19 protein-coding genes and 1 pseudogene are annotated in these 21,759 nt (G+C 61.5%); 9 read left to right on the top strand and 11 right to left on the bottom strand.

Features of this window, described 5'->3' with window-relative positions:
- The 11 genes from groL to NKI38_RS31605 form a co-directional block, all read right to left on the bottom strand.
- A partial coding sequence (gene groL / locus NKI38_RS31655; protein WP_352664554.1) for a chaperonin GroEL occupies positions 1-1,601 on the bottom strand: 1,601 nt, incomplete at its 3' end.
- 64 nt (positions 1,602-1,665) lie between these two features.
- On the bottom strand, positions 1,666-1,962 hold the full coding sequence (gene groES, locus NKI38_RS31650; RefSeq protein WP_352664552.1) for a co-chaperone GroES: 297 nt from the start codon (positions 1,960-1,962) through the stop codon (positions 1,666-1,668).
- A 428-nt stretch (positions 1,963-2,390) separates the two neighbouring features.
- Positions 2,391-3,374, bottom strand: coding sequence for a 3-oxopimeloyl-[acyl-carrier-protein] synthase BioZ (gene bioZ / locus NKI38_RS31645; RefSeq protein ID WP_352664550.1), 984 nt, complete (start codon positions 3,372-3,374; stop codon positions 2,391-2,393).
- A complete protein-coding gene (locus NKI38_RS31640; protein ID WP_352664549.1) occupies positions 3,371-4,636 on the bottom strand; it encodes an adenosylmethionine--8-amino-7-oxononanoate transaminase in 1,266 nt (421 codons plus the stop codon). Before NKI38_RS31640 ends, bioZ begins: the two co-directional genes overlap by 4 nt.
- Positions 4,636-5,271, bottom strand: a complete 636-nt coding sequence (bioD, locus tag NKI38_RS31635; RefSeq protein WP_352664547.1) for a dethiobiotin synthase — start codon at positions 5,269-5,271, stop codon at positions 4,636-4,638. Before bioD ends, NKI38_RS31640 begins: the two co-directional genes overlap by 1 nt.
- Positions 5,268-6,416: an 8-amino-7-oxononanoate synthase gene (locus tag NKI38_RS31630; protein WP_352664545.1), complete on the bottom strand. Its 1,149-nt coding sequence runs from the start codon at positions 6,414-6,416 to the stop codon at positions 5,268-5,270. The genes bioD and NKI38_RS31630 overlap by 4 nt, the downstream gene beginning before the upstream one ends.
- Positions 6,413-7,411, bottom strand: a complete 999-nt coding sequence (gene bioB, locus NKI38_RS31625) for a biotin synthase BioB (RefSeq protein ID WP_352604139.1) — start codon at positions 7,409-7,411, stop codon at positions 6,413-6,415. The genes NKI38_RS31630 and bioB overlap by 4 nt, the downstream gene beginning before the upstream one ends.
- A 100-nt stretch (positions 7,412-7,511) precedes the next feature.
- Entirely contained in the window at positions 7,512-8,366 is an 855-nt protein-coding gene (gene nadC, locus NKI38_RS31620; protein WP_352664543.1) for a carboxylating nicotinate-nucleotide diphosphorylase, read from the bottom strand.
- The gene (locus tag NKI38_RS31615) at positions 8,366-9,907 is read right to left on the bottom strand and encodes an L-aspartate oxidase (RefSeq protein WP_352664556.1); all 1,542 of its coding nucleotides are present in this window, start codon (positions 9,905-9,907) and stop codon (positions 8,366-8,368) included. The genes nadC and NKI38_RS31615 overlap by 1 nt, the downstream gene beginning before the upstream one ends.
- On the bottom strand, positions 9,904-10,878 hold the full coding sequence (gene nadA / locus NKI38_RS31610) for a quinolinate synthase NadA (RefSeq protein ID WP_352664541.1): 975 nt from the start codon (positions 10,876-10,878) through the stop codon (positions 9,904-9,906). The genes NKI38_RS31615 and nadA overlap by 4 nt, the downstream gene beginning before the upstream one ends.
- Before the next feature lie 67 nt (positions 10,879-10,945).
- The gene (locus tag NKI38_RS31605) at positions 10,946-11,914 is read right to left on the bottom strand and encodes an NUDIX hydrolase (protein WP_352664539.1); all 969 of its coding nucleotides are present in this window, start codon (positions 11,912-11,914) and stop codon (positions 10,946-10,948) included.
- 169 nt (positions 11,915-12,083) lie between these two features.
- Between NKI38_RS31605 and panB the strand changes: the two genes are divergently transcribed.
- From panB to NKI38_RS31560, 9 genes and pseudogenes are all read left to right on the top strand, one after another.
- Positions 12,084-12,944, top strand: a complete 861-nt coding sequence (gene panB, locus NKI38_RS31600; RefSeq protein WP_352657666.1) for a 3-methyl-2-oxobutanoate hydroxymethyltransferase — start codon at positions 12,084-12,086, stop codon at positions 12,942-12,944.
- Entirely contained in the window at positions 12,941-13,804 is an 864-nt protein-coding gene (gene panC / locus NKI38_RS31595; RefSeq protein WP_352567808.1) for a pantoate--beta-alanine ligase, read from the top strand. Before panB ends, panC begins: the two co-directional genes overlap by 4 nt.
- A gap of 92 nt (positions 13,805-13,896) precedes the next feature.
- Positions 13,897-14,622: a LuxR family transcriptional regulator gene (locus NKI38_RS31590; RefSeq protein ID WP_352664537.1), complete on the top strand. Its 726-nt coding sequence runs from the start codon at positions 13,897-13,899 to the stop codon at positions 14,620-14,622.
- 93 nt (positions 14,623-14,715) lie between these two features.
- Positions 14,716-15,348, top strand: a complete 633-nt coding sequence (locus tag NKI38_RS31585) for an acyl-homoserine-lactone synthase (protein ID WP_352664535.1) — start codon at positions 14,716-14,718, stop codon at positions 15,346-15,348.
- 22 nt (positions 15,349-15,370) lie between these two features.
- Positions 15,371-15,745, top strand: a complete 375-nt coding sequence (locus tag NKI38_RS31580; protein WP_352664533.1) for a transcriptional regulator domain-containing protein — start codon at positions 15,371-15,373, stop codon at positions 15,743-15,745.
- A 58-nt stretch (positions 15,746-15,803) separates the two neighbouring features.
- A complete protein-coding gene (locus NKI38_RS31575; RefSeq protein WP_352664531.1) occupies positions 15,804-16,214 on the top strand; it encodes a DUF2285 domain-containing protein in 411 nt (136 codons plus the stop codon).
- Between the two features lie 174 nt (positions 16,215-16,388).
- Positions 16,389-17,364: pseudogene (locus NKI38_RS31570) on the top strand (hypothetical protein).
- A 1,013-nt stretch (positions 17,365-18,377) separates the two neighbouring features.
- Entirely contained in the window at positions 18,378-20,198 is a 1,821-nt protein-coding gene (gene glmS / locus NKI38_RS31565) for a glutamine--fructose-6-phosphate transaminase (isomerizing) (RefSeq protein ID WP_352664529.1), read from the top strand.
- Positions 20,199-20,751: 553 nt separating this feature from the next.
- Positions 20,752-21,006: a helix-turn-helix domain-containing protein gene (locus NKI38_RS31560; protein WP_352664527.1), complete on the top strand. Its 255-nt coding sequence runs from the start codon at positions 20,752-20,754 to the stop codon at positions 21,004-21,006.
- The last annotated feature ends 753 nt before the right edge of the window (positions 21,007-21,759 follow it).

Below are 21,759 nucleotides of genomic sequence, written 5' to 3'. Positions count from 1 at the left end.
ATGCCGCCGCCAGCCGACTCCTTCTTCGGAGCCTCCGCGATCATGGCTTCGGTGGTGACCAGCAGGCCGGCGACCGAGGCCGCGTCCTGGAGAGCGGTACGAACGACCTTGACCGGATCGACGATACCCATGGCGATCATGTCGCCATATTCGCCGGTCTGGGCGTTGTAGCCGAAGGTCAAGCCCTTGTTCTCAAGGATCTTGCCGGCAACGATCGATGCTTCCGCACCGGCGTTGGCCGCGATCTGGCGGGCCGGAGCCTGCAGTGCACGACGAACGATGTTGATGCCGGCGGTCTGGTCGGAGTTGGCGCCGGTTGCGGCTATGGCCAGCGAAGCGCGCAGCAGTGCAACGCCACCGCCAGCGACGATGCCTTCTTCCACGGCCGCGCGGGTCGCGTTGAGGGCGTCATCGACGCGGTCCTTCTTTTCCTTGACTTCGACTTCCGTCGCGCCGCCGACGCGGATCACCGCAACGCCGCCGGCGAGCTTCGCCAGACGTTCCTGCAGCTTCTCCTTGTCGTAGTCCGAAGTGGTCTCTTCGATCTGCTGCTTGATCTGGGCAACGCGGCCCTGGATCTCGGCCTTCTTGCCGGCACCGTCGACGATGGTGGTGTTCTCCTTGGAGATCGACACCTTCTTGGCGCGGCCGAGCATGTTGAGGCCGACGTTCTCGAGCTTGATGCCGAGGTCTTCCGAGATGACCTGGCCACCGGTGAGGATGGCGATGTCTTCCAGCATCGCCTTGCGGCGATCACCGAAGCCCGGCGCCTTGACGGCGGCGATCTTCAGGCCGCCACGCAGCTTATTGACGACCAGCGTGGCCAGAGCCTCGCCTTCGACGTCTTCCGAGATGATGAGCAGCGGCTTCGAGGTCTGCACGACGGCTTCGAGAACCGGCAGCATGGCCTGGAGGTTGGACAGCTTCTTCTCGTGCAGGAGGATGTAGACGTCCTCGAGCTCGGCAACCATCTTGTCGGCGTTGGTGACGAAGTAGGGCGAGAGGTAGCCGCGGTCGAACTGCATGCCTTCGACCACTTCGAGTTCGGTCTCGGCGGTCTTTGCTTCCTCAACGGTGATGACGCCTTCGTTGCCGACCTTCTGCATCGCTTCGGCGATCATCTTGCCGACCGACTCGTCGCCATTGCCGGCGATCGTGCCGACCTGGGCGACTTCCTCGGAGGTCTTGATCTTCTTGGCAGCCTTGCCGAGCGCCGCGACGACTTCGGTCACGGCCAGATCGATGCCGCGCTTCAGGTCCATCGGGTTCATGCCGGCGGCAACCGCCTTGTTGCCTTCCTGGACGATCGACTGCGCCAGAACGGTCGCGGTCGTGGTGCCGTCGCCGGCGATGTCGTTGGTCTTCGAAGCAACTTCGCGGATCATCTGCGCGCCCATGTTTTCGAACTTGTCGGAAAGTTCGATTTCCTTGGCGACGGTGACGCCGTCCTTGGTGATGCGCGGGGCGCCGAACGACTTGTCGATGACGACGTTGCGGCCCTTTGGACCGAGGGTCACCTTCACCGCGTCGGCGAGAATGTTGATGCCGTGAAGCATGCGCTCGCGGGCATCGCGGGAGAATTTTACGTCTTTGGCAGCCATTTTTTTACTCCTGGGCATTTCGCCCGAAATTCAGATTTGATCGCGAAGGAAAGGCGGCGGCGTGTCAGCCGATGATGCCCATAACGTCGGATTCCTTCATGATCAGAAGGTCTTCGCCATTGAGCTTGACTTCGGTGCCCGACCACTTGCCGAACAGGATGCGGTCGCCGGCCTTGACGTCCAGCGGGACCAGCTTGCCAGCTTCGTCACGAGCGCCGGAGCCGACGGCGATGATCTCGCCTTCCTGCGGCTTTTCCTTTGCCGTATCCGGGATGATGATCCCGCCGGCGGTCTTGGATTCGGATTCGACCCGGCGAACGACCACGCGGTCATGCAGCGGCCGGAAATTCGACTTTGCCATTTTTGGTTTCCTTGGTGCGGATGTTGAACGGTGCTCCGTTGCCGGAGCATGCCTAGCACTCAGCCGAAGCGAGTGCTAACGCGGCAATGAGATAAGCCGCAGGCTCCTGCTAGTCAAGACGGAAGAGCAAAGAGCAAAGAGAAAAGAGAAGACAGCAAAGAGCAGCCAGCAAAGAGCGTGTAAGCATCGAGCCTTTTATGTGAACAATGTCTGGTATCCGACATATATGGGCGGCTCACCCTTTGTAATTGAGCTTTATTCAGATGGTACGATTGGTGCAACGGGTGTTGCATTTGAACTCATCCAGAGGCTCGCACGGGTCGTGCTGCGTCAGCTTGGTCATGTCGAGCTTCAGAAGGCCATTTTGGCATTGGTTCTGTTGCTCCTATTGCCATTCATGACCAGTCCTGCGCGCGTGAGCCGGCCGGCTAGATTCCAACCACGAGAGCGCCGCCGCTGAGACCCGCACCGGCCGCCGCCAGAAGGACTTTCTCTCCTGGCTGGAATGGCTCCGTCTGGTTGGCGAGCGAGAGCGACAGCGGGACCGTCGCGGCCGAAGAGTTGCCGTATTCGGCAATCGTCTTGACAATTGCTTGGTCCGCAATTCCGAGGTTTCTTCCGACCGCGCCGAAAATCCGGGTATTGGCCTGATGCGGCACGAACCGGCCGACATCGTGTGGCCGCACTCCGGCAGCGGCTAGAGCGCTTGTCGAGCAATCGGTCATCATCTCCACGGCCATTGCGAACACTTCGCGGCCGTCCGTCATCCTCATTCGGGTTTGCGCGAGATCGAGGTCACCGTGGAACGGCTTGTTGCTTCCTCCTGCGGGAATCTGGATCAGCCCGTAGCGCGAGCCGTCCGAATCCACCGAGGCACCGAGAATGCCCCGATCCGGGTCCTCGCACGGACCAATCACCAGGGCGCCTGCGGCATCGGCGAAAAGGGCCGAACTGGCGCGTTCGGCCGGATTGATGCGGCGGCTGAGGATATTGGCGGCAATGACGAGGGCCGCCTTGCCGTGCAGCCGGGTAAATCCGTCCGCGAACATCAGCGCATAGATGAAGCCGGCGCAGGCGCCGGTCAGATCGACCGCACCGGCGCGGCTCAGTCCCAGCTGATGCGCGACTAGCGGCGCGCTAGGCGGCAGAAGGTGGTCGGGCGTCGAGGTGGCGAGCAACAGCAAACCGATGTCGCCGCGGTTGATGCCGGCATTTGCCAGCGCCATGTCGCCGGCCTGCGTGGCAAGACCAGACAGCGTGTCGTCATCCGTTGCCCAGAAGCGCGAACGGATTCCGGTGCGCCGTTCGATCCAGCCCGGTTCGAGCCCGAGATTGCTCTCGATCTCGGCATTCACCACTTTGCGCCCAGGCGCATGATGGCCGAACCCGAGAATGCGCGACGACCTGCTCATGGCCTCGAACCGAAGCGTGCGCCGGCCTCCTCGATGGCGTCATAGAGCCCGTCCAATTCGCCGCCAGTGATGCAATAGGGCGGCATAAGATAGAGGACATTGCCGAGCGGGCGCACAAGTAGTCCTCGCTCCAGGAAGAAAGCGCGCAGCTTCGGCCCGATCTCGGCGAGATAACCGGCGGAGCCGGTGCGCAGATCGAGTGCCGCGATCGTGCCGGTCGCCCGGCTGTCGGTGAAGCAGGGATTGTCGCGAAAGCGTTGCAGCCCGGCGGCCTGCATTGCGCTCAACGCCGCGACCCGCTCGGCCACCGGCTCGTCCCGCCAGATCTCGACATTGGCAAGTGCTGCCGCGCAGGCAATCGGGTTGGCAGTGTAGGAGCTCGAATGGAAAAACGTCTTCTTCCGGTCCTCGGAATAGTGAGCCTGGAAGATGGCATCGGTGGCAAGCGTTACGGCCAGCGGGATGGCGCCGCCGGTCAGGCCTTTCGAGGTGCACAGGATATCTGGAGAGATCGATGCCTGCTCGCAGGCGAACATGGTTCCGGTCCGCCCCCAGCCGGTCATCACTTCGTCGGCGATCAGCAGCGTGCCGGAGGCCTCAGTGATCTTCTTCAATTCGGCCAGAACTGAAGCCGGATACATCAGCATGCCGCCGGCGCCCAGCACCAGCGGCTCGACGATTAAGGCTGCGGCTCGTCGATCGCGGGTCACAGCCTCTAAACGATCCAGCGTCTCCTGCTCGCGCCCCGCTGCCGGAAAGGGGATGGTGTCGACCTCGAACAGCAAGGGTTCGTAGGCGGCGTTGAACACGCCACGCGCACCGACGCTCATCGTGCCGATCGTGTCGCCATGATAGCTGTGATCCATGACGACGATGCGCGAGCGCGGGGCGCCGATGTTGCGGAAATAACCGAGCGCCATCTTCAGCGCGACTTCGACTGAGGTCGAGCCGCTGTCGGAATAGAACACCCAGTCGAGTCCAGCGGGAGCGAGGCCGACAAGCGCCTTGGCCAAGCGCTCTGCCGGCTCGTGCGTGAAGCCCGCAAAGATAATCTGGTCGAGGCTCGACGCGGTTGTCTCGATTGCCTTCATGATGCGGGGATGGCGGTGGCCATGTGTGACGACCCACCAGGAGGAGATGGCGTCCAGGATGCGGGCGCCGTCCGCCCTGCGGAGATAGGCGCCTTCAGTCCGGACGATTTCTGGGATCGCAGGCTCGAGCGCGTGCTGGGTGAAGGGATGCCACACATGAGACTGCGACATCAGTCACCTCCAGTAATCGAGGCGAAGGCGAAGCCGGCAATCATTGCGTCCCTCAGTGTCTTGCCCGTCAGCACATCGAGGTGCGGCAGCCTGCCGAGCTGCGGCGCACCGCTGAATTCCACGATGGTCCGTTGCGTATCGGCCATCTCATCGCCGATGAAAGCGATGCCGGCCAACGGGATGGATCGGGCGCGGAGCGCCTCGATCGAGAGCAAGGTGTGGTTGATGGTGCCGAGCGTGGTGCGGGCGCACAGAATAACGGGCAGCCGCCATTCAGCGAAGATGTCGATGAACCTTGTGCGCCGGTTGAGCGGCACCATCAGGCCGCCGGAGCCTTCGATGACGAGCGGCGTCGGTAGGACGGGAAAGTTAAGATCGTCAGCCTTGATCGCCACGCCGTCGATCTCGGCCGAACGATGCGGCGACAGCGGGCTCCGCAAGCGGTAGGCTTCCGGCAGCACGCGCTCTGAGGGCAAGCCGGCAAGCCGCGCGACCACCTCGCTGTCGGTCTCGCCGTCGAGGCCCGATTGCACCGGTTTCCAGTAAAAGCCGTCGAGCAAACCGGCGAGCCCAGCCGCAAACACGGTCTTGCCAACTCCCGTGTCGGTTCCGGTGATGACGATGCGTTGGGTCATATCGCCTCCGGCAATCTTTGGGCCAACACCTCGACCAGCGCCTCGACCATGGCGGAAATGTCGGCTTCGCCGATATTGAGCGTCAGTGAGATGCGCAGCCGCGACGTGCGCACGGTCGGAGGACGAATACCGCGTATGTCGAAGCCGCGGGCCTGCAGGCGCGCCGCCACTGCCATGGTGCGCCTGACATCGCCGATTACGAGGGGCTGGATCTGCGAGCCGCTGGGTATCACGCCGCAGCGCTCGGCCAGCTGGCGGCCGGCGAGGGCAACGCGTTCATGCAGCTGAACACGCCGCATAGGCTCGTCGGCGAGCATTGCGAGCGCTTCGCGCACTGCCACTGCCATCAGCGGCGATGGCGCGGTGGCGTAGATGAATGGCCGGCAACGGTTGATCAGATACTCGCACAGTGTCCTCGGCCCGGTCACGAGCCCACCAGATGCGCCGAGCGCCTTGCCGCAGGTGTGGAGCGCGACGATGTTGTCGCGGCCCTCGAAAGCGGCGGCAAGCCCCCGGCCGTCCGGTCCCCAGACGCCGGTCGAATGCGCCTCGTCAATGACGATGAATGCGCCGTGCCGATCGGCAAGCGCGACCAGGCTCTCCAAAGGCGCGCAGTCGCCATCCATGCTGTAAAGGCTTTCCACCGCGATCCAGACGCATCCCATGCCGCCTGCGGCGCGCCAACGTGTGATCGCATCCTCAACAGCGGTGGCATCGTTGTGCGCAGCCAGCACGAACTGTGCGCGCCCGGCCTGCGCACCCTCATGCATGCTGGCATGGGCGAGCTCATCGAGAACCAAAAGATCGCCTTTCTGCGGCAGGGCACTCAGCAGAGCGAAGTTGGCGATGTAGCCGCTGCCGAAGAACAGCGCGCGGTCGGCTCCAAAGAATGCCGCCGCGTCTGCCTCGAGCTGCTCGTGTTCCGGTGCATTGCCGCGCAACAGCCGCGACCCGGTGGCGCCAACCGGCGTGCCCCGCGCAATCGCCGCCACAACAGCATCGCCAAGTCTCCTGGACGAGGCCAGCCCGAGATAGTCGTTCGACGAGAAGTCCAGCCCGGCGCGGGGCGAAAGCGTCCGCAGCCGGTCCTTGCGCGCCAGCCTCTTCAAGGTCGCATCATAACTGGCAAGCGGCGCCCCGTTCATTGCGCTTCGAGTTCCATCGGCTCGATGCCAAGGCGCCGGAACAGCAGGGTATCCTTGTCCTCACCGGGATTGTCCGCCGTCAGCAGCGTGTCGCCGACGAAAATCGAGTTGGCGCCGGCAAAAAAGCACAGCGCCTGCATCTCGTCGGTCATGGCCATACGGCCGGCGGAGAGACGGATATGCGATTTCGGCATCATGATGCGCGCCAGCGCGATCACGCGCACGAATTCGATCGGCTCAATGGGCTTGGCATCGGCAAGCGGCGTGCCGGCGATCGGAATCAGCATGTTGATCGGAACGCTTTGCGGATGTTCCGGCAGATTGGCCAGCGTCACCAACATGTCGATCCGGTCCACCGGCTCCTCGCCCATGCCGATAATGCCGCCGCAGCAGACCTTGATGCCAGATTGGCGAACGTGCTCGAGTGTCTCGAGCCGCTCGGCGAAACTCCGCGTGCTGATGACCTCGCTGTAGTAGCGTTCCGACGTATCGATGTTGTGGTTGTAATAGTCGAGACCCGCCTGCTTCAGACGAGCGGCTTGCTCAAGATCGAGCATGCCCAGCGTCATGCAGGTCTCCATGCCCAGCGCCTTGACGCCCTCGACCATCGCCACCATCGCATCCATGTCGCGCGCTTTGGGGTTCCGCCAGGCGGCTCCCATGCAATAACGCGTGGCGCCGGCGTCACGCGCTTTCTTCGCCTCGGCGACGACGCGCCTGACCTCCATCAGCTTCGACGCCTTCAGGCCGGTCTCGTGATGCGCCGACTGGCTGCAATAGCCGCAATCCTCCGGGCATCCGCCCGTCTTGATGCTGAGCAGCCGGCTGAGCTGGACCTTGTTTGGATCGAAATTCTGGCGGTGCACGGTCTGCGCCAGGAAGAGGAGATTGTTGAAGGGGGCATGGTAAAGTGCCTGAGCCTTTTCCAGGGTCCACGCTCCAGTGTCAGGGGATTGAGCCTGTGGCGATGTCTGCGTTGAACTTGCCGTTTGCATGTCCATGCTGTTCCTCCGGTCTGTCTTGCGGGGTCTTTGCTATCTGACTGTCGACGATCGGAGAGGACAGTTGACCAAATCCTGTTCGTTACTCAGACAATCATGAGCCCCGATGGTCGAGGCCGATATCCAGGATCGGCGCGCTGTGGATGAGTCGGCCGACCGAAATCAGATCAACGCCGGTCGCGGCAACCGCTCGCGCTGTATGGGACGTGATCCCGCCAGAAGCCTCGGTGATAGCGCGGCCACCGACGATTGCGACGGCGCGGCGAAGATCGGCGAGGGACATGTTGTCGAGCAGAACCGCATCGGGAGCGAAGCCAAGTACCTCCTCCAACTGGGCCAGAGTATCGACCTCGACTTCGATCTTGACGAGATGACCGGCCGCTCTTCGTGCTCGCTCGAGCGCTGGGCGGACGCCGCCTGCGATGGCGATGTGGTTGTCCTTGATCAAAATTGCATCGTCCAGGCCGAAGCGGTGATTGGACCCGCCACCTGCGCGCACGGCATATTTTTCGACTGCCCGCAATCCAGGCGTCGTCTTGCGTGTGCAGACGATCTTCGCGCCATATCCACGAACCGCAGCGACGATCGATGCCGTTGCTGTGGCGATGCCGCTCAGATGGCACAAAAAATTGAGTGCCGTCCTTTCGGCTGTGAGAATGGCCCGGGCCGGGCCAACCACTGATGCAATGATCTCTCCATCCCCGACATTGCAGCCGTCTGCCCGCTCCACCGAGATTTCGACATCAGGATCAATCAAGTGGAAAGCGAGCATCGCCGGATCGAGGCCGGCGACAACTCCGGACTGTCGCGCCACCAACACGGTTCCCGCTTGGTATTCCTTCGGGACGATGGCATCCGTGGTCAAGTCGCCGGCTCTGCCAAGGTCTTCAAGAAGCGATGCCCGTACAAGCGGCTCAAGCATGACCGTGGGAAGCGGTGAGAGCCTCATCACTTTGCCCCTTCCAAGTTTGGCGAGTGTCCGAGTTCGCGCGCAGCGGCCAAGGCGGCTTCGAGCGTGATTTCGGACCGTCGGGCGGCAGTCGCATGATAAGGAAAATCTGTCCGGTAATGAGCGCCGCGGCTTTCTTCGCGCAACAAGGCGGCAACCGCGATCATTAGCCCGACAGCCGCCGGATCCGAGGCCGCGTCCTTGCTTTCGGCGAGCGGCAATAAGGCACGTGCGGCGGCTTTCAAACCTTCACCATCCCGGACGATGCCGAGTGCGCGCGACAGGAAAACACGCACGGGTATCGGAGCGGGCGGTGGGTAAACATTCGCAAACGCAGGTCTTGTTCTGCGAGCAGGCGTTCCGGCGACACTTTCAGCGACCCAGCGGGCGCACACGATTGCCTCGGTCAAGGAATTGCTGGCGAGCCTGTTGGCGCCATGCAGTCCTGTCGAAGCGACTTCGCCGCAGGCCCACAGCCCCTCGACGGAGGTCCTGCCAAAGCTGTCCACGGCAACGCCACCCATATGGTAGTGTTGGGCCGGACGAATGGGGATGAGATCGCGCGCGGGATTGATGCCCGCTCCACGACAGGATGATGCGATTGTCGGGAAATGTCGAGCGAATGCCGGGCCAGGCCGTTGTCGGGCGTCGAGAAAAACACGGTGGCCGTTCGCAAGATGGTTCCAAACGGCGCGGGCCAAGACATCGCGAGGCGCAAGTTCCGCCCCTGGCACGCTTTGAAGAAAAGCCTGGCCGGTTTCATCGATCAGGGCAGCACCTTCGCCTCGGACAGCCTCGCTGACCAGCGCCATAGGGCGTTCTGGGCCGTCAAGCGCGGTCGGGTGGAACTGGATGAATTCGAGGTCGGCTAGGACAGCTCCAGCGCGGGCCGCAAGTGCAAGGCCTTGTCCGCAACTGCCCCAAGGGTTCGTGGTGTCGAGAAACAGTCCCCCGATGCCACCGGTGGCGAGGACGACCCGCCGTGAGCCGAAGAAGAAAGGTCCGATCGAACAGCTCGCCCAGACGCCTCGGATCGCATTCTCTCGCACGGCCAGCCGGCGTGCTTCCACGCCCTCCACGACAACTATCGACGGAGTGGAACGCACAGCCGCGATCAGGGCACGCATGATCTCACGCCCGGTGCCGTCCCCATGCGCATGAACGATGCGACGTCGGCTGTGTGCGGCCTCCAATCCGAGGCACAGTGATCCTTTCGGCGTGCGGTCAAAGGGAACCCCAAAGCCCGCAAGCCCCTCTATCGCCTTGGGCGCGGCTTGGAGGATGCGGCTCGCCACGTCTCTGTCGCAGAGACCATCCCCGGCGGCAAGCGTATCGGCCAGGTGCATTGCCGGATCGTCGTCTTCGCCGAAACTTGCAGCCAGACCCCCCTGTGCCCAGGTGCTCGAATTGTCAGCTCCCAGCAGCGACCTTGACAGAAGAAGCACCGGCTCCGGCGACAGTTGAAGCGCGGTCATCAGTCCGGCGATGCCGCCGCCGATGATGATCGGCCGCCCGAAGAAGCTGCGGAGGTCGGCGCTCAAACTGCCAGCATCCGTTCGACCGCAAGCCGCGCGCGCCCGGCGATCCCGGGTTCGATGGTTACGACATGGTGGTTCTGCTCGAGCGCCGTGCGGATGTTGGCAAGCGTGATCCGCTTCATGTGCGGGCACAAATTGCAGGGCCGGATGAACTCGACCTCTGGGTGCGCTAACGCGACGTTGTCGCTCATCGAGCATTCCGTCATCAGCACGACACGTGGCGGCCTTTGCCTTTCGACATAGTCGGACATGGCAGCCGTCGAGCCGGAAAAATCTGCTTCAGCCACGACGCCGGGCGGGCATTCGGGATGGGCGAGCACGACCACGCCGGGATGGCTTTCGCGCAACTCGCGGATGTCGGCCGGTGTAAAGCGCTCATGCACCTCGCAATGCCCTTTCCAGGCGATGATCTGCACATCGGTCTGGGCGGCGATATTCTGGGCCAGATATTCGTCCGGCAGCATGATCACCCGGAGAACCCCAAGGGATTCGACGACCGCCTTGGCGTTGCCGGATGTACAGCAGATATCCGACTCGGCTTTCACTTCGGCCGACGTGTTTACATAAGTGATGATCGGAACGCCGGGATAACGCTGGCGCATCAAGCGCACGTCTTCTGCCGTGATTGATTCCGCCAACGAGCAACCGGCGCTGAGATCCGGAATGAGCACGGTCTTGTCCGGATTAAGGAGCTTGGCCGTTTCGGCCATGAAATGGACGCCGGCCAGCACGATGACTTGCGCCTCGATCGTCGCAGCCGTGCGGGCTAGTGCCAAGCTGTCGCCGACGATGTCGGCCACGCAATGGAAGATCTCGGGCGTCTGATAGTTGTGCGCCAGGATGATGGCGTTGCGCTCGCGCTTCAGAGCAAGGATCGCCTCGATATCCTCGGCGAAAGCCGGCCATTCGATCGGCGGGATCACTCGTCGGACGTGCTCGTAGAGCAACGCGGCCGTAGGCAGCATGGCGCTCATCGACCCCCTCCCGCTTATACTCTAATTGAAAATAACCAGCATATACTTGCTGTGAGTATAAGGGATGTCAACCCCGCGCCAGCGGCAATTTTGTCCCGGAGATGAGCCTATCGTCGAGAACGGCGTGGCGGAAACGGAAAAGCTTCGCTGGCCGGCCGCCGGTCTCAGTGGTGGCCTCTCCGGTCTCCTCGACCAGTTCCTGCTGTTCGATCAGTCGGCGAAAGTTCGGCTTGTGGATGAGCCTGCCGGCGAGCGCCTCGACGGTTCGCTGCAGCTGCAAAAGCGTGAAGACCGTCGGCATCAGCTCAAAGACGACCGGCCGGTATTTGATCTTGGAGCGCAGCCGCGCAATGCCGGTCGCCACGATGCGGCGATGATCGGCGACCATGGACTTGCTGGGCACCAGCGGAGGGGGCGCCCCGTCCCGCCCTCTTACGGCCTCTTGGACCAAGCCTGCTTCGTAAACTAACTCATAGCGTTGCAGCGTGAGTTCCTCGTTCCAAAGGCGGTCGTCGAAGCCAAAGGCTATCGTCGCCCGCTGCCAGCGTTCACGTCGCGTGGCCGCATCGCGGACGCCGTTTGCCCATTCAATCAGGCGTGGTCGCAGAACATCCAGCACGACCGGAGGCGTGCCGGAGCGATGGTCCTCCCATGGAAAATATTCATACCAACTCTGCCATCCGCACTTGGGCGGGCCCGCTGCCTGTTCCTTGCGGGTCAATGCAAGATAGCTGATGGAGATGACGCGCTGCTGGCGCTCGGCGCCGATGCGATCCCGATCAGCGAACGTGTAGAGTTGCTCAATGTACCCCAGCCGATGGCCGGTCTGCTGCTCGACCCACCCCCTCAAGCCGGATTGCAGCGATCGGTGCTCAAGCGCAAAGGGACCGGAGGGCAAGGTGTCCGCCTGGCCGATGGTGAGCACACAGGGTTCACTGTCGTTTACGGCGACCACAAAGGCGATCAGGTCCACTTTGACGTCGTCGGCATTCACGGCGGCTCTGTCTTTCCTGAGTCGTATTGCCTGATCGTCCATGTTCGCGAATTGGTCTGCCAGCTCGGGGGGCACCTTAATCGATTTAGTGTAAGCGCGCCTGTCGGCACGTCAACACCCCACAGCTGCACGGCCATTTTTTAGCTCTTCGCACCTGCACAAAAATGTGCGAAAGGCGACACCCGCGGTAACGTAGGGGAAGGAGGATCCATTGAGCGCGTTTGGTGATACCAAGGCGATCACACCGCCGGATATTCGTTCGCGCAAAGGTGGGACGCCGCTCGTCTGCCTTACCGCCTACACCACCCCAGTCGCCCGGCTTGTCGATCCCCATTGTGATGTGGTGCTCGTCGGCGACAGCGTCGGCATGGTTCTCCACGGCCTGCCCTCGACGCTCGGTGTCACGCTGGAGATGATGATCACGCACGGCCAGGCGGTGCGCCGTGGCATCAAGCAGGCGCTGATGGTGGTCGACCTGCCGTTCGGTTCCTACGAGGAAAGCCCAGAGCAGGCTTTCCGAAATGCTGCGCGCGTCATGTCGGAGACCGGCTGCACTGCCGTCAAGCTCGAAGGCGGCGAAACGATGGCAGAGACGATCGGCTTCCTCGCCGCACGCGGCGTGCCCGTCATGGCTCATGTCGGCTTGACGCCGCAGGCCATCAACGCCATCGGTGGCTACCGCGTGCAGGGCAGGGGCGGGGATGCCGAGCGCATCAGGCGCGACGCAATTGCGGTGAGCGAAGCGGGCGCCTTTGCGGTCGTCCTGGAAAAGGTTCCTGAAGCGCTCGCCCGCCGGATCACCGGGGAGGTGGCGGCCCCGACCATTGGCATCGGTGCCTCGGCAGCCTGTGACGGCCAGCTTCTCGTCGTCAACGACATGCTGGGCCTCTTCGGCGACTTCCGACCCAAGTTCGTCAAGCGCTATGCTGAACTGGGGGAGGCGGCTGCGGCTGCAATCGCTTCCTATGCGCACGAGGTGAAGGAGCGCCAGTTTCCGGCCGCCAAGCACGTGTTTGCCGATGCGCCCAAGCCCGCCGACACGGACGCCACCAAGAGCGGAGAAGCAGCGTGAGCGTGCCGATCGTCAGGAGCGTTGACCAGCTTCGCGAAATCGTCGCCGCATGGCGCCGCGAGGGCGTGAGGATTGCCGTGGTGCCAACGATGGGCGTCCTGCATGAGGGCCATCTCAGCCTGGTGCGCGCTGCACTCAAGAAAGCAGACCGTGTGATCGTGACGCTCTTCGTCAACCCGAAGCAATTCAATAGCCAGGCCGATCTTGCCGCGTATCCGCGCACCGAGGACGAGGATGCCGCCAAGCTGGCACCGGTTGGCGCGCACCTGCTTTATGCGCCAGATGCAGAGGAGATGTATCCGGCGGGCTTCGCCACCACCGTTTCGGTGTCCGGTGTCAGCGAGGGCCTGTGCGGTGCCTTCCGGCCGGGACATTTCGATGGCGTGGCGACCGTCGTCGCCAAGCTCTTCCTGCAGACCAGCGCTGACTTCGGCTTCTTTGGCGAAAAGGACTTTCAGCAAATTCACCTGGTCAGGCGCATGGCCCGGGATCTGGATATTCCAATCACCATTGTTGCCTGTCCGACAGTCCGTGAAGCCGACGGTCTTGCGCTATCATCGCGCAATGTGCGGCTCTCGCCAGCGCAACGCGCTGTTGCTCCCAAGCTATCATCGGTCCTGCTCAAGACGGCTGAGCGGCTTGGGCGCGGCTCACCCGTCCTGCCAACGCTTGCAGAATCTCGCGCAGCAATTCTGGCTGCAGGCTATCGCGAGGTCGAATACCTGGAACTTCGCGAAGAGGCAGATCTGCACCCGATGACAAGCCTTGATCGACCGGCACGGTTGCTTGCGGCGGCCTGGCTCGGCGGCACACGTCTCATAGACAACGTCAGACTATTTCGGATTGGTTCAACAGATTAGCCACGTTCTCGGCACGCGCTGTATCCGTCCGGGATCGTTTAAAACAAGGTCTCTGCCTGGCATTGAGCGAACGGAGGTTACGCACAGGGCAAATGCATCGCGTGTTTGAGAACTTCGTCGAGCAACTGTCTGCAAGTGTTGATGCTGCCGATCTCTGTGAGGCAATGGCCTCCGCTGCAGCCGGCTTCGACTTCCCGCTATTCGCCTATTTCACTTACCCGTCGGCCTCCGGCGACGCCCCCCAATTGATTTCAAACTATCCTTCATCCTGGACATCACGTTATCTGCAACAGCGGTACCACAGTCTTGATCCGGTCATCCTGCGCGGGCTGCAAGGCTGGGATACATTCGATTGGGGTGTGGACCGCGCTCGACACTGTCTGCCGAATTCGCAGCAACAAATTCTGGAGAGTGCGGCTGAGTTTGGCATCTGCGGCGGCCTGACGATGTCCATGCATGATCATCTCGGCCGGTTTGCTGCCCTGACCTTTGCTTCCGACGAGTCCCGTCCGCTTCTGTTGCGGTCACTGGCACGTTACGAAAAAGCATTGCAGCTGGTGGCCATCAACTTTCATATCCATGTCCGGCGCAGGCTCGCCGATGATCGCGTGGTGGATGGTGTAACGCTCACCCCGCGGGAGTTCGAGTGCCTGAAATGGGCAGCGCGCGGCAAGTCGGCTTGGGATACTAGCCAGCTTCTCGGCGTCTCAAAGCGCACCGTGACTTTTCACTTGGAAAACGCCAAGGCAAAGTTTGGCGTTCGAACGATCAACCAGGCCGTTGCACGCATGGCTGCCTCCGGCCAGACGAGATCCTGATTCTTCAGCCACGATACCTGTAAACCTCTACAGGCTGCATCGCTGTCAGCTTTGCCCTTCGATGGCGGGAACACATCCCACATGGAGGCGACCATGATGCAACTGATAACACCAGACTTTTACAACGAGTTTGCAGGCGAACTCAAAGAGATGCACGGGCTCAGGTTTCGGGTATTCAAGGAAAGGCTCGATTGGGAAGTTGATACCGAAGACCAGATGGAATCCGATCCGTTTGATGCTCTCAAGCCTGTCTATCTGCTCCTCAAAGGATCCGACTGGCGAATTCGCGGTTGCGTGCGTCTTCTGCCCAGCACCGGACCCACAATGTTGCGCGACACGTTCCCGGTGCTGCTGGGTGCTGACGTCGTGCCCTCGACCACCGACATATGGGAGAGCAGTCGTTTCGCGCTCGATCTTCCTCCGTCGGCGCCCAAGGCCGCGGGCGGGCTGGCCCAGGCGACCTACGAGCTCTTCGCGGGCATGATCGAGTTCGGCTTGGCCAAAAATCTGACCCGGATCGTAACGGTGACGGATACGCGCATGGAGCGGATCCTCCGCCTGGCTACGTGGCCATTGTCGCGCATCGGAGAACCCAAGTGCGTCGGCAAAACGGAGGCGGTGGCTGGGTTTCTCGAGATTTCCCACGCGAGCCTTTTGCGCATCCGCAGCAGGGGACGTCTGATTGGACCGGTACTGTGGCAACCGGTTCTAGGCCCGTCGGCATAGCGCCATTGTGGACACCTGAGCCATGAAGGATGCTGGTCTGCCCAAGGAAGCGACGGTCGGCCTTGAATGCTGGCCGGACTGGCGTCGCCACGACGCTTACCACTATGCCAGACGATTGCCACGCACTGGCTGGGCCTGGGAGTTTCTTCGGCGCAATCCACAATTCCAGCGCGACCACGCCAAAATGGCACCGTCCGCCTGCATTGTCGGACCCCAAGGCGACATGCAGATAATCGAGTTGACGACAGGATCAGCTTTCCCAAGACAATGGAGCCTTCTTTTTCGCCGACGCGCCACTTTCGGACGCTACATCGGCAAGGGTCTTTTGGGATCCGCGCGATTGCGCCTGTATTCTACGAGCGGCCGCGGAGCCGCTTGGGCTCGACCACGATTTTGAACCGCTTCACCTTACTTCGCTCTCATGCTGCAAGGACATCCTGCTGACAGCTGCGGGCGTGCAGCACGTGCTGCTGAGGGAGAACTGCCGGAGTCTGCAGATCGCCGTTTCCGGTGCGTCCGTCCTCGGCCCGTTGCGGCTATATGTCGACGCAATTGTTCAGCCGCAGCACCTCAAGTTCCATGTCGCTGCCCTTCAGTTCCTGAACCACGTCAATGGTTGCGGCCGCCTGTCAGCTGCTTGCTTTCCGCCGGAACACCGCGGAGCGCGTCTGCGTATGGTACTCCAGGCTTTGGATGGCTCGCTTGCAGGAGCATCTCATCAAGAGGTCGCCATTGCCTTGTTCGGGAGACGCCGTGTCGAAGAAGATTGGCGTCATCCAGGTGGCCATCTTCGCGATCAGGTACGTCGCGCCATCCAACGTGGCCGCTACCTGATGGGCGGCGGCTACAGACAGTTCCTGAGGTAATTCGGGTGGTTGTGCTTGTCTGTCTTATTCGAACGCGCAACCTCCATTTCTCACTGCAATTGTGCGTTGCACAAAACGTGGCGAGCGCCTAGTTCTTCCGCGGCGAATCGGGTTTCGGCGAAGCACTGGGACCCAACCTTCGTCGATAAGTGCATTCATGCCCTGAGGATCCCGATGACCGTTAGGAACCCCGACAAAGCCGGCGCTGCAAGCCTTGAGACAATCGCCCGAAACGGCAGCATGCTGCGTCGTAGCCGTACGCATTCCGACCTACCTGTCGGATATTCGCGAGAACCCGGCGTGGCTGCCCATGTTCATGTTTTGGCGCGCACCATGCCGGCACGGAGAATGCACTGGCGTGGTGCAAAGCCGGTCCGAAGGTCGCAAAGAGCCCAGGACACGATGTTTGCCGGTGTCAATTGCCAGGACGTTGTCGACGCGCTGCGGATCGATGGGCTTTTTCCCGGCCTCGTCCTGCCAACAATGGTGCCTGAAGATGTAGCCGCATTCGCCAGGTGCACACCTTGTTTCGGCAATTTCGATCGCCGACTCGAATTCATGCCGGCGGAGCATGCGGAGGCTGAGGCGCGATTTGGCCGTCCGTTGCTCAGCGGCCATTATTTCGAGCGCATTCTGGGCTGTAACTCGGCCGTTGCCATCCAAAACGATCCGCTGCTCATGGATATTGCCGCGCCCTATCTCGGGCGGCCAGGCGACGCTGATCACAACGCGCGTCTGGTGGAGCTTCCCGACCGGCCAGGCCTCCGACGCCGACAAGAACCTGGCTTCGCTCGGCAAATACCACTTCGACCTGGACGACTGGCGGATGCTGAAGTTCTTTTTCTATCTGGTGCCCGTCGACGAGGGGACCGGCCCGCATGTCTATGTCCGCGGCAGCCATGATCGCCGCGCCCTCAAGCACCAACTTACGCTTGTCGCCGGCCATCCCGCGCAAGAGATTCTGGACGTGTACGGCAAGCAGAGCCCGGTCACGCTGACCGGCGAGGCCGGTTTCGGTTTCGTCGAGGATCCGTTCGGGTTCCATATGGGCACCGTGCCGGCGCACAGGCCACGGCTGATGATGGAAGTTGGCTTCGGCGTTTCTCCTCCATCGCGCCGCCGCTTCCATGGCGAGCCTGTGATCCGCTGATTCGAAAAGTCCCGAAACGGCCTTCCCGGACCGCAAGTCTTGTGAGGCAAGATAAGGCTATGCCGCCAATCGATCTGTTCGGCGCCCAAAGCGGTTGTCTGCACATGAACTGGGCTGGTGCAATGAGTCTCGTCATTACTTCAGCCAGCGCATGAGTGCCTGTTTGAATCGAGGTTAGATGGCTTATCCCCCCTGCGTAATGCGGCTTGGATGAGTTGCACATTTCGCGAGACCCATGGCCGGATCGATGGACGCAAGCAGACGCGCCAGCTCCGAGTTTGATGTACGCTGAGATGCGCACTTTGCGACACCGATAATCCTGTCCCCCGCATCTGCTGAGTACGCTAAATCGAAGATTGAGTGCCGAGCGGAAAATGCCAGGGCCGGCTTTTGCTGGCGCGATGTCCTACATGGCCGCCGCGCGGGCTGCCGCCTCGGAGTTGCGCGTGACGATTCCGCTCGTGTCTGCAAACGTGCGCGCTCGCGGTCAAGAATGGCAATGATGCGGTAGGCCTTCTCCTGTCCGAATAGCGTCCCGAGGCGACCCCGGTTCCAGTCGCCTTCGCCCTCACCAGACGTTGTAGTGCAACGCGGTCGTTGGCGTTGGGCCCCACGATCCAGTTTCGCCGTGCGCCCTTGACGAGGCGAAGCGAGACCGCCGAAGGGCCGAGGATGTCACCTTGTGGGATGACGTCTTGCTCAACATCGGCTGCCAAATCGGCGGGGCACGGCGTCGTACGTCCGCTGTCCAGGCCTGCTGGCCTCTCTGAGGCTTCACCGTTCACCGCGTGATCCTGCCGCGTGTGTGAGTTTGCGATCGTCATAAGAGCGTCAGGCACGAATAGAAGTTAGGTCAGGGCCCACAGACGCGGCCTTATCCATGGGGTGGATGGTAGTTATCACTACAATCAATTTTACCAATATTACGGCATACTACTACAAGGTCCGTCATAAAGCGGCCGGTGGGTATCCGTCTCGCCTCTGAAGCTGCCCGAAAGAATGCGGAGACGAACATGTGCGGGATTGTTGGCATCGTTGGGCAACAGCCGGTGTCGGATAGGTTGGTCGGCGCGTTGAAGGGTTTGGAATATCGCGGCTATGATTCCGCCGGCGTTGCGACGATCATCGAGGGCGCCTTGCATCGCCGGCGCGCCGAGGGCAAGCTCGTCAATCTCGAGAGGAGACTGAAGGAAGAGCCGCTGAGCGGCAATATCGGCATCGGCCACACGCGTTGGGCAACCCACGGGGCCTCGACGGAACGCAATGCGCACCCGCACTTTACCGACGGTGTCGCCGTCGTCCACAACGGCATCATCGAGAATTTCACCGAGCTGAAGGACGAATTGGCGGCGGTGGGCGCCGAGTTCCAGACCGACACCGACACGGAGGTCGTCGCGCATCTCTTGGCAAGATACCGACGGGAGGGCATGAGGCCGCAAGAAGCGACGCGTGCCATGCTGAAACGCGTCAGGGGCGCTTATGCGCTTGCCGTGCTCTTCGAAGATGAACCGTCGACCATCACGGCGGCGCGCAACGGACCACCGCTGGCGATCGGTCACGGCGACGGTGAGATGTTCCTGGGCTCCGACGCGATCGCGCTTGCTCCCTTCACCAACGAAATTACCTATCTCATAGACGGCGACTGGGCCGTTGTCGGCAATTCGGGCGCCCATATCTTCGATATCGACGGCCATCCCGTCGAGCGTCCGCGCCATATCTCCACGGCCGCGGCCGATCTGGCCAACAAGGGCAGCCATCGCCACTTCATGGAGAAGGAGATTTACGAGCAGCCCGAGGTTATCGCCCATACTCTCCGTCATTACACCAACATCCTAGAGAATCGCGACATGGTTCCTGGCATCGATTTCGCCAAGGTTCCGAGCTTGGCGATCTCTGCCTGCGGGACCGCCTATCTCGCCGGACTGATCGGAAAATACTGGTTCGAGCGCTATGCGCGCCTGACGGTTGAAATCGACGTTGCGTCCGAATTCCGTTACCGCGACATCCCGTTGCCGCCGCAATCGGCGGCTCTTTTCATTTCGCAGTCCGGCGAAACCGCCGATACGCTTGCGTCGTTGAGGTACTGCAAGGAGCGTGGGCTGAAAATTGGCGCTATCGTCAATGCCTGCGAATCGACCATCGCTCGGGAGGCCGATACGGTCTTCCCGATCCTTGCCGGACCTGAGATAGGCGTCGCCTCTACCAAGGCTTTTACCTGCCAGCTTGCCGTATTAGCCGCACTCGCCATCGGCGCCGCCAGAGCCCGCGGGACCGTCCCCGAAGACGAGCTGCAGGCGCTCGTAAGGAGCCTCGCCGAATTGCCGCGCGTCATGGGCCAGGTACTCAACAGGATCCAGCCGGAGATCGAGTTCTTGTCGCGCGAACTGTCAAAGTGTCGTGACGTCCTGTATCTCGGCCGTGGCACCAGTTTCCCGCTAGCGATGGAAGGTGCGCTGAAGCTCAAGGAGACTTCCTACATCCATGCCGAGGGCTATGCAGCGGGTGAATTGAAGCACGGGCCGATCGCATTGATAGACGAGAACATGCCGGTGATCGTCATCGCGCCCCATGACCGCTTTTTCGACAAGACCGTCTCCAACATGCAGGAAGTGGCTGCCCGTGGAGGGCGGATTATCCTCATCACCGATGAAAATGGGGCAGCCGCATCGAAACTCGACACCATGCACACGCTCGTGCTGCCGGTTGTCGACGAGATTATCGCGCCAATGATCTTCTCGCTGCCGATACAGCTTCTTGCCTACCACACGGCGCTCTTCATGGGGACAGATGTAGACCAGCCGCGCAATCTCGCAAAATCGGTCACGGTCGAATGATTGTGAACTGTACAGGTGGCGATGCTCGTCGGTGGAAAGCGCTACCCCTTGTCTGGATTCCAAGCCCGGATGAAAACCAGATGACCAGCGTTTGCTGCAATTTGGGAAACTCGGTAGCAGCATCATGATAATCGCCGTCCCTTTTTCGGCCGGTTGATCGGGGCACAGGGCGATCGAGCTTGCTAGAGCCGACGTCAGCACAAAGCCGGCGGCTTCACGAGCGGGTCTTTCGCTGCTTCGCCGGTGGAGATTGGCCGAAGGAACCAGTGTCCGTCCCGGGAGTTCGAGTTGGTGTTCAAGAAAGCCATCGGCGAGAATTATTCGCGAAGGAATCGCAGGTCGGATGCGCTACAGCTGATCAGGCCATCTCAGGAGGGGCCCTGGAACTTGATCAGAAGGGGGTGAGCCGCCATATTCCGACCCGGCTCCCAATTCAGGCGGCCCATTCCATGGATGAGGCCGGTCCGGCCGAATGGACGTCCTTTTTGATTTGCTGGGTGTGGGCCGCGGGGAGGTATCTCCCGAGGGAGCTCCCATGTTCTTGGAGATGTTTATGAACGATTCGCGCATTCCCGAACCAGTCTTGACGGCTATGTCGCAGGGGACCCACATCGTCCGCGCTTATCGTGAGCACCTTGGGTATTCGATCGAGGACCTGGCGGTCGCGAGCGGGCTTGCCGCTGAGGAAATCCAAAACATCGAGCGAGGTCTGAGGTACAACAAGGGATATCGGGATCGGATAGCGAGATCGCTTTCCATACCTGTGGGAATCCTTGAGGCAGAGTCGCACATTTCGGACGCCGCCTGATCACTCGGATAATCTGCAATGGGTGGACTACCGCTCTTGTGGTGTGAAGCTTGCGGCTGATTGTCGACGCTTGATTCGGTTGGAATGCCTCTGGCGCAGTACCGCCAAGAGAATCTCGTCAACTTTCCGATGCAGGAACTTCACATGGGCTCGCCGAACAGCAAGGCGCCGCCCGGAGTGCTACGAAACGTGCACGACGGCATCGGCTCGCGACGAAGGGTTGTAACGCGAACTCTTCCTAGTCGGCAAGGCGATGCTGGCTTGAGCATCAACTCGGCCTACGAGAGTGGCTACTCCTAGGCTGAATCACCCAACATGGCCGGGTCGCGCCGCTCTGAAAACAACATGGCGGGCATCCTGACGTTTCCGGGTTGACTATGGGCGTTCGAACCACGAAAAGGGGCCGCTCTTCGTGAGTGGCGTGCGCCGGCAGTCTGACCCCCAAGCCCCCCGCCCAGGCTGCCGGCGCGCTTCTAGAAAGATCGAAGTAGGCACTCGCTTGCGCTCTGCCCGCTCACACCTTGTGGTTCCTCCTGCGGGTCCAGCGGACCACCATGGGTGTCGCCAGTTCTGGTGGTTACGCGCGTCCATTTGCGATCTCGTTCAGTGAGTGCACCGCAAGCACCCTCTCTGCTAGCCTGAAAAATTCATGGGGGTTGGTGGATGTGGCGCAAGCCGTTGAAATGACGTAGGATTTGGTTGCTTAAGCCGATCCGAACCATTTCCCGGAGACCACACCCACCATGAACGATC

The organism is Mesorhizobium sp. M0621 (assembly GCF_040320745.1).
Taxonomy (GTDB): domain Bacteria; phylum Pseudomonadota; class Alphaproteobacteria; order Rhizobiales; family Rhizobiaceae; genus Mesorhizobium.
Note: the sequence above shows the minus strand (reverse complement) of the source record. Positions and strands in the feature narration are given on the sequence as shown.